This window comes from Butyrivibrio sp. FCS006 (genome assembly GCF_000424525.1).
In the GTDB taxonomy this organism is placed as follows: domain Bacteria; phylum Bacillota; class Clostridia; order Lachnospirales; family Lachnospiraceae; genus Butyrivibrio.
In genome coordinates this window covers 354,746-370,211 of record NZ_AUKB01000008.1, presented here as the reverse complement: position 1 = coordinate 370,211, position 15,466 = coordinate 354,746, and the positions used below count along the sequence as shown (strand labels likewise).

Annotated in this window: 10 protein-coding genes and 1 tRNA gene; all 11 read right to left on the bottom strand. The window is 44.6% G+C overall.

Annotation, left to right across the window (positions count from 1 at the left end):
* Positions 1-7 precede the first annotated feature (7 nt).
* Positions 8-664, bottom strand: coding sequence for an MBL fold metallo-hydrolase (locus tag G633_RS0101575; protein ID WP_022767269.1), 657 nt, complete (start codon positions 662-664; stop codon positions 8-10).
* A complete protein-coding gene (locus G633_RS0101570; RefSeq protein WP_026518879.1) occupies positions 664-2,946 on the bottom strand; it encodes a RelA/SpoT family protein in 2,283 nt (760 codons plus the stop codon). Before G633_RS0101570 ends, G633_RS0101575 begins: the two co-directional genes overlap by 1 nt.
* A gap of 5 nt (positions 2,947-2,951) precedes the next feature.
* On the bottom strand, positions 2,952-3,476 hold the full coding sequence (locus G633_RS0101565; RefSeq protein WP_022767271.1) for an adenine phosphoribosyltransferase: 525 nt from the start codon (positions 3,474-3,476) through the stop codon (positions 2,952-2,954).
* 133 nt (positions 3,477-3,609) lie between these two features.
* Positions 3,610-3,682, bottom strand: a tRNA-Thr gene (locus tag G633_RS0101560).
* A 58-nt stretch (positions 3,683-3,740) separates the two neighbouring features.
* Positions 3,741-6,212, bottom strand: coding sequence for a 1,4-alpha-glucan branching protein GlgB (gene glgB / locus G633_RS0101555; RefSeq protein WP_022767272.1), 2,472 nt, complete (start codon positions 6,210-6,212; stop codon positions 3,741-3,743).
* Between the two features lie 27 nt (positions 6,213-6,239).
* Positions 6,240-7,490, bottom strand: a complete 1,251-nt coding sequence (locus tag G633_RS0101550; RefSeq protein ID WP_022767273.1) for a DUF1015 domain-containing protein — start codon at positions 7,488-7,490, stop codon at positions 6,240-6,242.
* 80 nt (positions 7,491-7,570) lie between these two features.
* Positions 7,571-8,740 carry a phosphoglycerate dehydrogenase gene (locus G633_RS0101545; protein ID WP_022767274.1) on the bottom strand — a complete coding sequence of 390 codons (1,170 nt, stop codon included), beginning with the start codon at positions 8,738-8,740 and terminating at the stop codon, positions 7,571-7,573.
* Positions 8,741-8,750: 10 nt separating this feature from the next.
* Positions 8,751-9,833: a 3-phosphoserine/phosphohydroxythreonine transaminase gene (gene serC / locus G633_RS0101540; RefSeq protein ID WP_022763793.1), complete on the bottom strand. Its 1,083-nt coding sequence runs from the start codon at positions 9,831-9,833 to the stop codon at positions 8,751-8,753.
* A gap of 117 nt (positions 9,834-9,950) precedes the next feature.
* Positions 9,951-11,363: an HD domain-containing phosphohydrolase gene (locus G633_RS17020; RefSeq protein WP_035770379.1), complete on the bottom strand. Its 1,413-nt coding sequence runs from the start codon at positions 11,361-11,363 to the stop codon at positions 9,951-9,953.
* A gap of 12 nt (positions 11,364-11,375) precedes the next feature.
* Positions 11,376-11,735, bottom strand: coding sequence for a response regulator (locus G633_RS0101530; protein WP_022767276.1), 360 nt, complete (start codon positions 11,733-11,735; stop codon positions 11,376-11,378).
* 27 nt (positions 11,736-11,762) lie between these two features.
* Positions 11,763-15,461, bottom strand: coding sequence for a response regulator (locus G633_RS18985; RefSeq protein WP_051199845.1), 3,699 nt, complete (start codon positions 15,459-15,461; stop codon positions 11,763-11,765).
* Positions 15,462-15,466: the final 5 nt, after the last annotated feature.

Here is a 15,466-nt window from a genome sequence, read left to right as displayed (position 1 = left end):
TTGCATCTCAAACAATAAATGGATTGTAGAGCTTCTCATGCCCTATGGTTGTTACTCCGCCGTGTCCGGGATAAACTATTGTATCTTCCGGAAGTATGAAGAGTCTCTCCTTGACGCTTCGTATGAGCTCTGATGTAGAACTTGTCGGAAAATCGGTTCTTCCGACAGACTCCTCAAACAGAGTATCACCTGCGATAAGGATATTATCCTCTTCAAAATAATAACAGCATCCACCGGAGGTGTGTCCCGGAGTTGCAATAAGTTTGCACTTAAGTCCTGCAGCCTCTATCTCTGCGTTATCTTCGTACAAAATATCCGGAGTTACAGAAAATCTAAGACCGTAGTCATTGGACAGATTGAGGTACATATCTTTGCACATAGCCTGCTCTTTGGTATAGCAGCCGATCTTTGCACCGGTGAGCTTTCTTAGCTCCTCTGCGCCACCGATATGATCAAAGTGTCCATGTGTTAAAAGAATCAGATCAACAACAAGGTCGTTCTCTTTCAGGGCTTCGAAAATCTTGGCACCCTTATCGGCAGGATCAAAGAAGATGCAATGCCTCTTGCCATTGTCATCCGTCCTGTTCTCATCAAAGACAAAGTAACAGTTTGTTCCCACCATTCCGAGGGTAAACATTCCAACTGAGGTTTTCTTATCTGCCATCAGCCTGTTGTCCTTTCGATATCAATTACGCTGTCGATCTGTCTGATCTTATCAACAATCTCGCGAAGCTGGTCTCTGGATGAAACCTGGAAGGATGTCTCCATGGTTGCCAGGCCCTGCTTACTGGTTCTGGTGTTCATAGAAATAATATCAATGTCCTTCTCTGTAAGGGCTCTTGATACATCCGCAAGAAGACCGCTTCTGTTGTTGGCAAATATCTTGATTGTTGCTGCATATTTGCCGCCACCCTCTGCGCTTTCTGCCTGCCACTTGGCTTCTATGAGCCTTGTTCTGTCTTCTTCCTGCATCTTGATAACATTGACGCAGTCTCTTCTGTGGATGGATACGCCTCTTCCTCTTGTGACAAATCCGCAGATATCATCACCAGGAACAGGGTTACAGCACTTGGAGAATCTGACTGCCACATCGTGAACACCCTTTACGATGATGGCGTTATCGGTTCCTGATACCTGAGGTGTTACATTTGACTCAGCAACAGCTGCAAGCACTTCTTCATCGGTAATGTTGCGCTTGTGCTCGGATTCTGAGAGCTCAAGTATCTTATTTATGATCTGGCCTTCCTTAAGCCCGCCGTGACCTACTGCAGCAAGCACAGCATCCCACTCGTGGAAGCCATATTTTCTTGTGACCATTGCCTGAAATTCAGGCTTGGCAATACTAAAGTAATCAAGGCCCTTACTCTTACAGTACTCAATAAGGAGTTCCTTACCTTTACTGATGTTCTCTTCCTTGAGCTCGTGCCTGAACCACTGATTGATCTTGTTCTTGGTGGATGTGGACTTGGCAATTGAGAGCCAGTCACGGCTTGGTCCCTTGGAATTCTGGCTGGTTACAACCTCGATTCTGTCACCATTCTGAATCTTGTAGTCAATGGGAACAAGCTTGCCGTTAACCTTGGCACCGATCATCTTGTTACCTACTGCACTGTGAATACTGTAGGCAAAATCAATAGGCGTGGATCCGGCAGGAAGGTTCTTAACTTCACCTGTTGGTGTGAAGCAGTATACATCCTCTGAGAACAGATTGAGGTCGCTCTTTAGAAGGCTCATGAACTCCTGGTTGTCAGAGAGATCCTGTTGCCATTCAAGGATCTGGCGAAGCCAGATGAGCTTCTCTTCCTCACCGTTTTCTGCCTTCTTGCCATCGGAAGCCTCTTTGTACTTCCAGTGGGCAGCGATACCGTATTCAGCAGCCCTGTGCATGTCACGGGTTCTGATCTGTATCTCAAAAGGCTGTCCTGTCGGCCCAATAAGAGTCGTATGAAGCGACTGGTACATATTGGGCTTGGGCATTGCTATGTAATCTTTAAATCTGCCGGGAATAGGCTTGTACATCTCATGGATGACACCCAGGGCAGCATAACAGTCTTTTACCGTATCAACGATAATTCTGATGGCGAAGAGATCGTATATCTGGTCCAAAGTCTTGTTCTGGTTGCGCATCTTCTTGTAGATACTGAAGAAATGCTTAACACGTCCGTTGACATCGCCCTTGATTCCGGCTTCGGAAATGCTCTGACGTACCTTCTCACAGATATCCTCTACGTATTTCTCTCGCTCACTCTTTCTTACAGCAACCTTCTCTGCAAGGTCTCTGTAAACGTCAGGCTTAAGGTATTTCAGGGACAGATCGTCCAGTTCTACCTTGATCCTGCTGATACCAAGTCTTCCGGCGATAGGTGAATAGATGTCCAGGGTTTCCTGGGCAATCCTCTGCTGCTTCTCCGGAGGCATATGCGCAAGTGTACGCATGTTGTGTAGACGGTCAGCAAGCTTGATCAGAATGACTCTGATATCCTTAGCCATAGCCAGGAACATCTTACGCAGGTTCTGAGCCTGCATATCTGCCTGCTCGGGAGTCTTGCTTCCGGTATCTGATGTAAGCTGCAGAGCAGTCAGTTTGGTAACACCGTCAACAAGAAGGGCTACGTCACTTCCAAAGCTCTCTTCTATCTCTTCCTTGGTGCAAATTGTGTCTTCAACGACATCATGAAGAAGCCCTGCTGCTATGGTCTCTTTATCCATCTCCAAATCAGCAAGGATGATACCTACGCAAAGCGGGTGAATAATGTATGGTTCACCTGACTTGCGCAGCTGTCCCTCATGAGCTTGTCGAGCCTGGTTATAGGCCTTCTCGATAAGAGTGATATCATCGGATGGGTGATATCTGCGAACTCTACGTATCAGTTCCTCGTAGAGTTTATCGGGGGTCTGAAACTCAGGCGTCGCTTCGATTTTTCCGTCGTCGAACTTTTGCGCCATTAAGCTTACTTCCCTTCGTAGCTAAGTGCTGCATCTAATCTGTATTTAGAAAGTCTCTCGCGACCTTTAAGTCCCTTGAGCTCCATAAGTACCAAAATACCTGCTACTTCTCCGCCAAGCATCTCAACGAGCTTGATCATAGCTTCAATTGTTCCGCCTGTAGCCATAAGGTCGTCTACAAGAAGAACCTTCTGTCCGGGCTTGATTGCATCCTTGTGAAGCTCAAGTGTAGCTGAGCCGTACTCAAGGTCATAAGTTACCTCAACAGTCTCGCAAGGAAGCTTACCTTTCTTACGAACAGGAACAAGAGCCTTACCTCTGTTGTAAGCGATAGGTGCACTGAAGATGAATCCTCTTGACTCAGCTCCGAGTACAACATCAAAGTCGAGGTCACTTACAAGGTCCTGCATCTTGTCGATTGCAAGCTTGAATCCATCTGCATCCTGAAGAACAGATGTGATATCCCTGAACATGATGCCTTTCTCCGGGAAATCCGGTATTGTACGTACATAATCTTGAAGTTCTTTCATTTTATAACCCTCTCTGCACTATATTTAAATTTGCTGTGCGTTTTATCAATAATACGACATTTTATTATAACACAATTATGCGCAATTAGCATATATTCCAATAAAAAAGATGGCGAAGTTCGCCATCTTAAAGAGCTGGAAAAGGGACTTGAACCCTCGACCTACTGATTACGAATCAGTTGCGCTACCGACTGCGCTATTCCAGCATGGTTCACCAAAGGGCACATCACTCATTATAATGTGCCCTTTGGTAGTTTTCAAGAATTAATCTTTCTTATTTCTTTTGGTAGCAGTCTTCTTGGCAGGCGCTTTCCTAGCTGTAGCCTTCTTAGCCGGAGCCTTGGTGCTTACACTCTTAATGGCTTCCTCGGAGACGATGGAGAAGATTCTCTCTTCCTCGATCTTCTCATATTTCTCCTCGATAGCCTTCTCCTGCTCAAGGAGCTCTTTCTCATATTTGATCTTGAGTTCCTGAAGGAGTCTTTCTTCTTCCTCGCTCTGCTTCTGCTTAAGAGCTGCGATCCTCTCCTCCTTCTCCTTCTCCTTCTTTATCTCTTCCTCTTCCTTGATAGCACGGATCTTCTTCTCCTGCTCTGTGTAAGGAGTGTATGAGAAGATTGAAAGGGATGCGGGAGCCAGGGATAAGGAAATTGAATAAAGACGTCCGTCGATCTCTTTTCTTCTTGCTTCCTTGCGTCCGGTATTAAGGATTCCTGTTCCACCGTAGCTTACATCATCTGAGTTGAATACCTCGGTGTATCTTCCGTCGGCAGGAACTCCGATCTCAAAGCTCCTCTCAATGCCGGCCATATTGGCTACAACTACCTGCATCTCATTGTCATTCTCTGTCTTTCTGACAAAAGCAAGCATGCACTCGTCGGCTGCCAGAACGTTTATCCATTCAAAGCCGCCATCGTTGTCATCAAGTGTATGGAAGGCCGGCTTATTGAAATAGAGATCATTGAGCTTCTTGACCATATTCTCAACAAATACAGCCTGATCAACAGTCAGCGCATCCGGCTCCATGTAAACGTGCTTTCTTCCGGGATGAACCATCATAAAGCTAAGAGCAAGTCTGAGATTAGCCATTTTCTGAGCAGAATCTCCGGGCATCAGGTAATAGAGTCCCTCAAGGCCCTTCTCCATATCCTCATGAGTAAATGCAAGGATAAATCTCTCTGTGTAGCTGTAGATAAGACTGAAGGTCAGCTCATCGTGATGACCTGCCCTGAAGAGCGGGTCATTTTGCATGTATGAAAGGAAGTCTCTCGACCATCCGTTATTCCACTTATAGTCAAAGCCAAGTCCGCCGTTTTCTACCGAATCTGTAACATGTGGCCAGCAAGCTGTCTCTTTTGTTATAAGAACTGTTCCCGGATTGTCCTTATGGATCACTGTTGTGAGCTGCTTAAGGAACTCCAGTGCCTCAAGGTTCTCATTGCCGCCATAGATGTTAGGAAGCCACTCACCCGGCTTTCTGTCATAGTCAAGGTAAAGAATCCTTGAAATATCGGAAGTCCTGATACCATCTATGTGGAAGTTCTCAATCCAGTAAAGGGCATTTGAAATAAGGAAGTTAGTAACCTCCTTGCGTCCGTAGTCGAATATCATATCGCCGGACCTTGGGTGAACACCGATCCTCGGATCTGCATACTCATAAAGAGTTCTTCCGTCGAAATCACTAAGTCCGCAGGAAGCCTTGGGGAAGAATGTGGGAACCCAGTCAAGGAGTACCCTTATCCCGGCCTCGTGGCAGGCATCAACAAACTTCATAAAGTCGCAGGTATCGCCGTATGTATCGTCCAAAGAAAAGAAATTCAAAATATGATAGAAATGTCCCGGAACATGCTTCATGATCGGCATGAGCTCAATGGCGTTAAAGCCATGGTTTTTAACAAATTCAAGGACATCTGCAGTGATCTCTTCCATGGTGCTCTTGCCCTCGTGTCTTCCAGCGAAGGACTCAAGGCAGATCTCAGCGATTGAAAGAGGACTCTCAGAGACATTAAACTTCGTTCTCTCCTTCATCCACTTATCATCTGTCCACTTTATCGATTTAAGAGGTGTGATAACGGATATGATTCCGTTCTCTCCTCTTGATTTTATTGCATAAGGGTCAGGGCGCTTTAAGATAAGGCCGCTCCTTGTCTTGATCTCAAACTGGTAGCCGTCATTCTCCAAAGCTCCGGGAACAAATATCTCAAATACGCCGATGGGGTCAAGTCTATGCATCTGGCATACTCTTCCGTCCCAGTTGTTGAAGTCACCGATAACACTGACTCTGGCAGCTGTGGGAGCCCAAACAGCGAAGTTTGTACCGCTTATGCCGTTTCTGGTCATGGGATGTGCACCAAGCTTCTCATAGATGTGGTAATGAATTCCGCTTCCAAGCTTGATGAAATCCTCTCTGTCCATAAGAGGCCCGAATGCATAGGGATCAAACAACTTGGTCTCATTTCCTTCTGCATCCGTAATTATGAAGTAGTATTTGAGCTTATCAACATAGGGAACTAATATGGCATAGAATCCTGCCTCATCAGCAAGCTCCATCTCATAGCTCTTTTTGTTGTTCTCAACATATACCTTTATTGACTGAGCGTCCGGGTAAAAAGCCTGGATAAGATAGCTGTTACCTACCTTGTGAGCACCTAAAATTCTGTGTGGGTTGTCACCATCGGAGTAAATAATCTCTTCTATCTCGGGCCAATTCATCATTTTGTAAAGTTTATTATTCACGATACTGCCTCCCTTATGGATTTGTAATTAAATCATACCATTAATTTCATGTATAAATAACCCACTTAAGAGTTTTGGTTCAAACCAGGTTGACTTAGGTGGCATAAGCTTTCCTGCATCCGCAACATCAAAAAGTTCCGAGATTGATGTTGGGTACATGGAAAATGCCAGGCACATGTCATCGTTAGCTCTTCTTTCAAGCTCGGAAAGCCCTCTTATGCCTCCGACAAAGTCAATTCTCTTGTCAGTCCTTGGATCACCGATACCAAGAACAGGTGAGAGAAGCTCATTCTGAAGAACGGATACATCAAGCCCCTCTACCGCGTCATCCTTCATAATATCCTTATGAGCCTTTAATCTATACCACTTCTTATCAAGATACATTCCAAATTCGCCCTTGCAGGAAGGATGAACAGCTTCTGTCTCCTCTGTGACATCAAACTTCTCAGAAACTGCATCCATGAACTGTGAAGTGCTAAGGCCGTTCAGGTCCTTAACCACTCTGTTGTAGTCCATTATCATGAGCTGAGAATCAGGGAAAAGAACTGACAGGAAGTAGTCAGACTCCTGCTTTCCTTTAAGTTTTCCCGCATTTTCCTCTCTCATCTTAAGTCCGACCTTCACAGCTGATGCGCATCTGTGGTGTCCGTCGGCAATATATATCTCATTTATAGAGGTAAATATCCTGCAGATCATGTTGTTTTCTTCTTCGTCAGTCATAACCCATACTCTGTGAGTCACGCCGTCATCTGAAGTAAAATCGTAAACAGGCTCATCAACCTCTTTTACCTTGTCGATGATCTGGCTTATGATCTGATTTTCTCTGTAGCACAAAAAGATGGGACCGGTCTGAGCCTTACAGGTATAAACATGGTTGATCCTGTCCTGTTCCTTCTCTTCTCTGGTGTTCTCGTGCTTTTTGATCACGTTGTTCATGTAATCATCTATAGAAGCAACAGCAACGATTCCGGTCTGACTTCTTCCGTTCATTGTGAGCTCATAGATGTAGTAGCACTTCTCCTCATCCTGGACAAAATCACCTTTTTCTATCCTTGCCCATAGCTCATCTGATGCCTTCTTATATACTTCGGGCGCATACATATTGTGCCCCACTTCAAAAAAGGTCTCAGGCCTGTCAATAGAAAGGAAGGAGTCGGGATTTTTCTCAACTATTGCTCTTGCTTCTGCGCTGTTATAAACATCATAGGGAAGAGCTGCAATCTTTGACACCTTATCGGTATTTGGTCTGTATGCCTTAAAAGGCTTAATGTCTGCCATGTTCTAACCTCCAACAAAATTTAAGGAGAGATCCTGAACCTTCAAAATCTCTCCTGTTATCATACCACTTTAATATAGATTTAGACGTCTTTTCTTACTACTCTTACTCTTATTACGCCGTCAACCTTTGAAAGCTTCTTAACGATCTCATCTGTAACTGTATCCTCAAGGTCGATGAGAGTATAAGCATAATCACCCTTTGACTTGTTGGTCATATCTGAGATGTTCATGCCTGCAGTTCCAAGAACAGTTGTGAACTGGCTGATCATGTTAGCTACATTCTTATGGAAGATAGCTACACGAGGCTTGCTGCAGATTCCCATATCACAGCTTGGGAAGTTAACTGAGTTATTGATGTTACCGTTCTCAAGATAGTCTTTGAGCTCGAGAACAGCCTTAACAGCACAGTTATCTTCAGATTCCTCAGTTGATGCTCCAAGGTGAGGGATAACAATACATCCGTCATGACCTGCGATTACAGGGTTCGGGAAGTCTGTTACGTACTTTCTGATCTTGCCGGCATTGATTCCTGAAAGAACATCTGCCTCGTTGCAGAGAATATCTCTTGCAAGGTTGATGAGGATTACGCCCTTCTTCATCTTGGCAATGGCATCCTTGTTGATCATTCCCTTTGTTGAATCAAGAGCAGGAACATGGATTGTGATGATATCGCACTTTGAATAGATGTCGTCTACGTTTGTAACGTGCTTAACATCTGATGAAAGTCTCCATGCAGCGTCGATTGAAAGATATGGATCATATCCGTAAACTTCCATACCAAGCTGTCTTGCAGCGTTAGCTACGCGGACACCGATAGCACCAAGACCGATGATACCGAGCTTTTTGCCAAAGATCTCGGTTCCTGCGAATTTCTTTTTTGACTTCTCTGTGAGCTTGGCGATCTCAGGATCTCCGGCATTTGCCTTAACCCACTCTGTTCCGCCGATGATGTCACGGCTTGCGATGAGCATAGCAGCAAGAACCATCTCTTTTACACCGTTAGCGTTAGCTCCGGGTGTGTTGAATACAACGATACCCTGCTCAGCACACTTGTCGCATGGAATGTTGTTGACACCGGCACCTGCTCTTGCGATTGCAAGAAGGTTCTTGGAAAACTCCATCTCAAGCATGTTGGCACTTCTTACGAGAATACCGTCTGCATCATCTACGTTGTCTACTGCGTTGTAATTCTCATTGAAATTATTAAGACCGATCTTCGCGATTGGATTTAAGCACTTATATTTGAACATCTCTTCCTCCTTATGCGTTCTCTTTCTCAAACTTGTCCATGAACTCTACGAGCTTCTTAACACCCTCGATAGGCATTGCATTGTAGATACTTGCTCTCATACCGCCTACTGTTCTGTGGCCCTTAAGGCTTACGAATCCGGCCTTTGTTGCCTCAGCGATGAACTTGGCGTTGAGTTCGTCTGAATCTGTAACGAAAGGAACATTCATAAGTGAACGGTCTTCCTTTCTTACTGTTCCCTTGAACATCTTGCTCTGATCAAGATAATCATAAAGAACTGCAGCCTTCTCTTCGTTTCTCTTCTTCATCTCTGCAAGACCGCCCTGCTCTTTAAGCCACTTGAATACAAGACCGCACATGTAGATGCTCCAGCAGTTAGGAGTGTTGTATAAAGAGCCGTTGTCAGCCTGAGTCTTCCACTTGAGCATTGTAGGTGTGTATGAAGGAACATCATCTGTGATGAGGTCTTCTCTGATGATGCTGATAACAAGACCAGCAGGTCCTACGTTCTTCTGAACACCACCGTAGATAACACCGTACTTGGATACATCTACAGGCTCTGATAAGAAGCATGATGAAACGTCAGATACGAGGATCTTGCCCTTTGTATTTGGAAGAGTCTTGAACTTGGTTCCATAGATTGTGTTATTCTCGCAGATATATACGTAGTCAAGGTCGTCTGCGATATCAAGATCAGAACAATCAGGAATATATGAGAAGGTCTTGTCTGCGCTTGATGCAAGCTCTACAGCCTCGCCATACTTCTGAGCTTCCTGGTAAGCTTTCTTAGCCCACTGTCCTGTGATGATATAGCCGGCCTTCTTGTTCTTCATAAGGTTAAGAGGAACAGCTGCGAACTGCTGGCTTGCTCCGCCCTGTAAAAAGAGAACCTTGTAATTGTCAGGAATGTTCATAAGATCTCTTATGTCCTGCTCGGCAGTCTGAATAACGTTGTCAAAGGTCTTGGATCTGTGGCTCATCTCGTTGATAGACATTCCACATCCGTTGTAATCAAGCATTTCTGCTGCAGCCTGTTTCAAAACTTCTTCCGGAAGTACTGCCGGACCAGCTGAAAAATTATAAACTCGTGACAATTTAAATCTCCTCCTAATCAAAAAAATCTTTTTGCGTTTGCAACTATAAATTTCATTGTAAACGCAAAAAGATTTTTGTCAATATCGTCATTCCATAATATGTGTTATTTAATTATTTCAGAGATGATTTTTTAACTCTCTGTACATCTCCAAGAGCATCGGAGTCTCTTTTTCTATAATATCAATTTCGCCGTTTTTGCCTGCACTTTCAAGGTTTTTGGCAAGATCTGAAATCTCGATCGCGCCGATTGTTCTTGCAGAACTTTTCAGAGAATGAACCAAAGTTGTGTAGGTATCATAGGCTTCGTTTTTCCATGCATTTTCAATTTTTTCCGACTTGGAATCAATGGAATCTTTAAAAACAGAAAGTACCTCGAAGTAATCTTCAATTCCTCCGCAAAGATAAATTCCAAGATCTGTATTTAGCTGCTCTAGCCCCAAAAGTTTTTCAGGAAGAACATACTGATTATCCATGTGAAGTATTGCTTCTTCAGAAGAAGTTTCACGAAGGACAGCCTCTTTTTGAGTCCCTTCTCTCATCTCATACTGCGTATCTTCGTCGATCATTTCAAGCATTATATCAGCAAATATGGGGTCGAACTGAGCTCCTTTTCCCTTTTCAATTTCGCCTCTGACCCTTTCCTGTGGCATGGGTTCACGATAGCTTCTGTTACTGGTCATGGCATCATATGCATCGGCAACTGCAATGATCCTTGCTTCTTCTGGAATCTCGTTGCCTCTTAGTCCGTCAGGATATCCTCTGCCATCCACTCTCTCATGGTGCCATCTTGCTCCAAAGGCAAGCTGTGGCATTTCCTTGATCCTCTTAAGGATATTATTTCCTGTTACCGGATGCTTTTTGATCTCAGCAAACTCTTCATCCGTAAGACGGGATGTCTTATTGATGATCCAGTCCGGGACTCCGATCTTCCCAACATCGTGCAAGAGCCCCATCATATAGATCTCATCCTGCTGATTTTCATCATATCCGTATCTCTTGGCGATCTCTTTTGAATATGCAGCAACTCTGCCGGAATGGCCGTTGGTATAGGCGTCCTTTGCATCAATTGCCTCAGCAAGAGTCTGAACCACATGGAGCGTAAGTCTTATATTTTCCTGGGTCTTTTTCTCAACTTCCCTTGCCAGCTGATTTTTAAGACGTTCAAATTCGATGGTCTTAGTTACGCGCATGGAAAGGATATCCGGAACTACAGGCTTTCTTATAAAATCTACAGCTCCGAGATGAAGGCCATCTGCCTCAGTCTTAAGATCCTCATCGCCCGTCAGAAAGATTACAGGAATTTCACCCTCAGGCTTTTCCTTAAATGCCTTTAAGGTCTCAAAGCCGTCCATCTCATCCATATAGACATCCAACAGGATCAGGTCCGGTAGCGGAACCATTCCCTCTACATAGTTAAGAAGCTCTTTTCCGGATGAGAGTTTTGTAACCTTCATGTCTTTCTTTGTAAGAATGGAAGAAATATGCTCAAGGCTCTCCACATCATCATCTACAACAACTACCCAAAACATAAAAGAATCCTCCTACCCAAGAATCGCCTCAACAGCCTTCATAAGCGAAGGCCTGCCTTCTGACTTAGATACAATTCCGTCAGGCTTAACATCACCGCTACCCTCGCAGTCGCTGTCATCCATACCGGTTCTGTAGACTACGGGGATATCCTTTATATCAGGATTTGAGCGGATTGCTGCAAGTACCGCCGGTCCATCCATTTCGGGCATCGCATAATCAAGGAGCACAAGATCCGGCTTATCTGAAGCCATCATAGAAAGAGCTTCCTTGCCAGAGGCAGCCTTCATTACCTCGTAACCACCCTTTTCAAGCCACCTTCCGGTCATAGCCAGCATATCTTCATCATCATCAATAAGTAAAATACGACTCATATCTTCCCTCCATTTGTGATGTATTTTTTACAAAAGACTCTTAAGCACTGAGAACAGTTCATCCGGCTCTATGGGTTTTGCAAGGTGCGCATTCATACCTGCATCAAACGACCGGCGAATGTCCTCAGCCAGTGCATTGGCAGTAAGTGCAATGATAGGAATTCCGGCTGCATCAGGCCTTGAAAGTCCTCTGATTGCCTTAGTAGCATCAAGTCCGTTCATCTTCGGCATCCTGATATCCATAAGGATTGCATCATAGGTCCCGGGTGCGCTTCTTTCAAAGAGCTTTAGTGCCTCTTCTCCGTCATGGGCGACATCCACCTCGATGTCGTTTAACCTAAGGAGCTGTTCCATGATCCTTACATTTAGTTCATGGTCCTCCGCAAGCATGACCTTCTTTCCTGTCAGAGCCGATGCTTTGCTGGATTTCTTTTGATCCTTCTTATGTTCCGACAGTATCTTGGAGAGCTCTTCTTTGATATTCCCTGCAAACATTGGCTTTGCCAAAAAGCCGTTTACACCTGCACTAAAGGCATCCTCCATAACCTCATACCAGTTGTAGGTTGTGAGGATTATCGCAACTTCATCCTTGCTGTAAATCTCCCTCATGCGTCTTGTAAGCTCAATACCATCCATGCCCGGCATCTTCCAGTCCACCAGCATCAGGTTAAACGCAGGCTTAAGCCCCGGAATATTCTTGCTCATAGCAAGTGCCTCTTTGCCACTTTGCACATACTCAGACTCAATTCCCACTCTGTGGAGTATCATCTTCGCATGCTCGCAGGCTGTAACGTCATCATCTACGATAAGAGCACGTACGCTTGTAGGATCAAAAGAGTCTTTGACGGTTTCGCTATCACTGCTTATTCCAAGCGGAATTACAACCGTAAACGTTGACCCTTTTCCTTTTTCGGAAACAGCACTTATAGTGCCACCCATCATCTCGACAATATTCCTCGTTATGGCTAGTCCAAGCCCCGTTCTTCCGGAAACTCCTTCACCTTCTACAGCAAAAGGCTCAAACAGATGAGGCATGAATTCTTTATCAATGCCCGATCCCGTGTCGGTAACTTCCATGCAGATCAGCGCTTTTCCATCGCCGCGCTTTTCTTCTTTTACGTCAAAAGAGATTTTTCCGCCGGCCGGAGTGAAATTGATGGCGTTTTCAATAATGTTGAAAAGCACCTGCTTTATCTTTAAGTCATCTCCGATATACTGCTCATCAATAGGTCCGTTTACGCTGCAGTCAAAGGAAATTTTCTTATCGTCACACTTTGATTCCGTGATGGTATTTATCTGCTCAAGAAGATTCCCGAAGGAAAACTCTTCATTTTTGAGCTTCATATTGCCGGACTCTATAAGGCTCATCTCTAAGATATCGTTGATCAGCGAGATGGTATGCCTTACACTGACGCCAATTTGTGAGATAATATCCCTGGTCTCATCATCGAGATCCTTCTTTTGCAGCGCAATATTGTATAGTCCCACAATATCATTAAGAGGCGTCCTTATCTCATGACTGACATTGGACAAAAACATAGTCTTGGCAAGATTGGCCTTCTCAGCTTCCTTGAGAGCTCTTGCAAGAAAGAGCTGTCTTTCTTCTTCAACTACTTTAAGAGCGACTCTGCTGCTCTCATCCTTTACCTCGTAGTCCTTTAAAACCTTGCCGAGTATATCCTTCAGCGCCCTGTAATCACGAAGCAGCTCCGGGATATTTTTCTCCACCAAAGCCACATCTCCCGCTTTGGCTCCAAGCTCTATTTCCTTGGCCTTGTCGGAAAGCTTGCAGGCTCCGATGGCTGCTGATGTACTCTTAAGCGAATGAACATTGAGCGCAAGAGCATCAAGATCTTTATTCTTAAGATTATCCTCTATCTGCTCTGCCTTAGTGTCGATGGACATGGAGTAGGTCTCGATGGCAAAGATATAATCCTCAACATCTCCGCAGTATTCAACGCCTTTTTCAGGATCAAGCTCTTTATACTCAAAGATAATCTTCGGAAGCTTAGAAAGTTCATCATCCTCAGGCTCTTCTTCCTTGCCGTCGTATAAAATGACAGAATCCTGAGGCAGATATTTGATCATCATGCGTTCCATTTCATCGATGTTAACAGGCTTTGAGAGATAGTCCGTAAATCCGGCACTCATCATCTTCTCTTTATCCCCGGCAACAGCGCTGGCTGTAAGAGAGATTATAGGCGTACTTTCATATTTCTCAGGGTATTTCTCCCTAAGGGCCTCCAGGGTCTCAATACCATTCATCTGAGGCATTCGATAGTCAAGAAATACCAGGTCGTAATGCTCTTTTCCAAACTTCTCTATACATTCTGCTCCACTGGTAGCAACATCAATATGGATCTTGGTGCGCTTAAGGAGCCCTGCAATAACCTGAAGATTCATGGGCGTATCGTCAACAACCAGGATTCCCAGTCCCGGTGCAGTAAACAGTGTATGTTTGCTCTTTACCGCTCCTGTATCCTGGCCATGAGGCTCTAAGTTAAATTCTCCTATCTCCGTCCAGTCCGATACTTTCTGAGTCAGGGTAAAAGAGAATTTGGAGCCCTTCTCATACTTACTCTCCACCTGAAGTTCACTGCCCATAAGGGAGAGGAGCTGTCTGGTAATCGCAAGTCCAAGGCCGGTTCCTTCAATGGTTCTTGTCTTTTTTAGATCCAGGCGGTCAAAGGGTTCAAAGAGCCTTTCCATGTCTTCTGGTCTGATACCTATTCCGGTATCCACTACTGCCACCTCAAATTTAACCGCATCATCAAGCTTCTCAAGAAGCTTTATCTCAAAATCAACACCGCCCTTTTCCGTGTATTTGACTGCGTTTGTAAGGATATTGGTTATTATCTGTTTGATTCTTATCTCATCGCCAAAAAGATGCACGGGGAGCTTAGGATCAACCAAAAAGTTAAGCTCAAGTCCCTTTGCCTCTGCCCTGAACTGCACAAGATTATATAGATCCACCAACAGTGATGAGAGGGAATACTCTTCATTTTCAAGGCTGAGTTTTCCGTTCTCGATCTTTGAAAAGTCCAGAATGTCACTGATGATTCCAAGAAGACTTACTCCTGCCTTACGGATATTCTCTGAGTAATCCAGTATTGTAGAATTCTCTGTCTCTCTCTGGATCATCTCATTCATTCCAAGAATAGCAGTTATGGGCGTTCTGATCTCATGGCTCATGTTGGATAGGAATGCACTCTTGGAATTATTTGCTGCTTCTGCCTGTTCAAGTGCAGTTGCAAGAGACTCAGCCCTCTCTTTTTCTCTCTCAGCTATCTTGTACTCGGTAATATCCTCTATGAATACATAATAAACAGCACCATGCCCGGGCAGGGATGCGTAATGCCCATAGTCATCAACCCATCTGATGGTCCCGTCTTTTTGTATGATTCTGTAAACAACATAGTCAATACTTCTTCTGTTTGACGGCTGTGAAATCTGTTCATCTATGGAACTTTGAATTTTTTCAAAGTCATCCGGATGTACCATGCCACGAAAGCTGTTTCCGGTAAACTCCCTGAATTCATCCACAGTTTCGCACCCGTAGATCTCGCAGGTTGACTGATTGACGTACAAGAGCTCCATGCTCTCATCCGCACGATATATAAAGAAACCTCCCGGCATCTGCTCAGCGATCCATTCTACCGCAGTCATTCCTTCCTTGGACTGTATTGTTGTCATGATTTCGTCACTGATAACTCTGTTTTTCTGCATAGCGC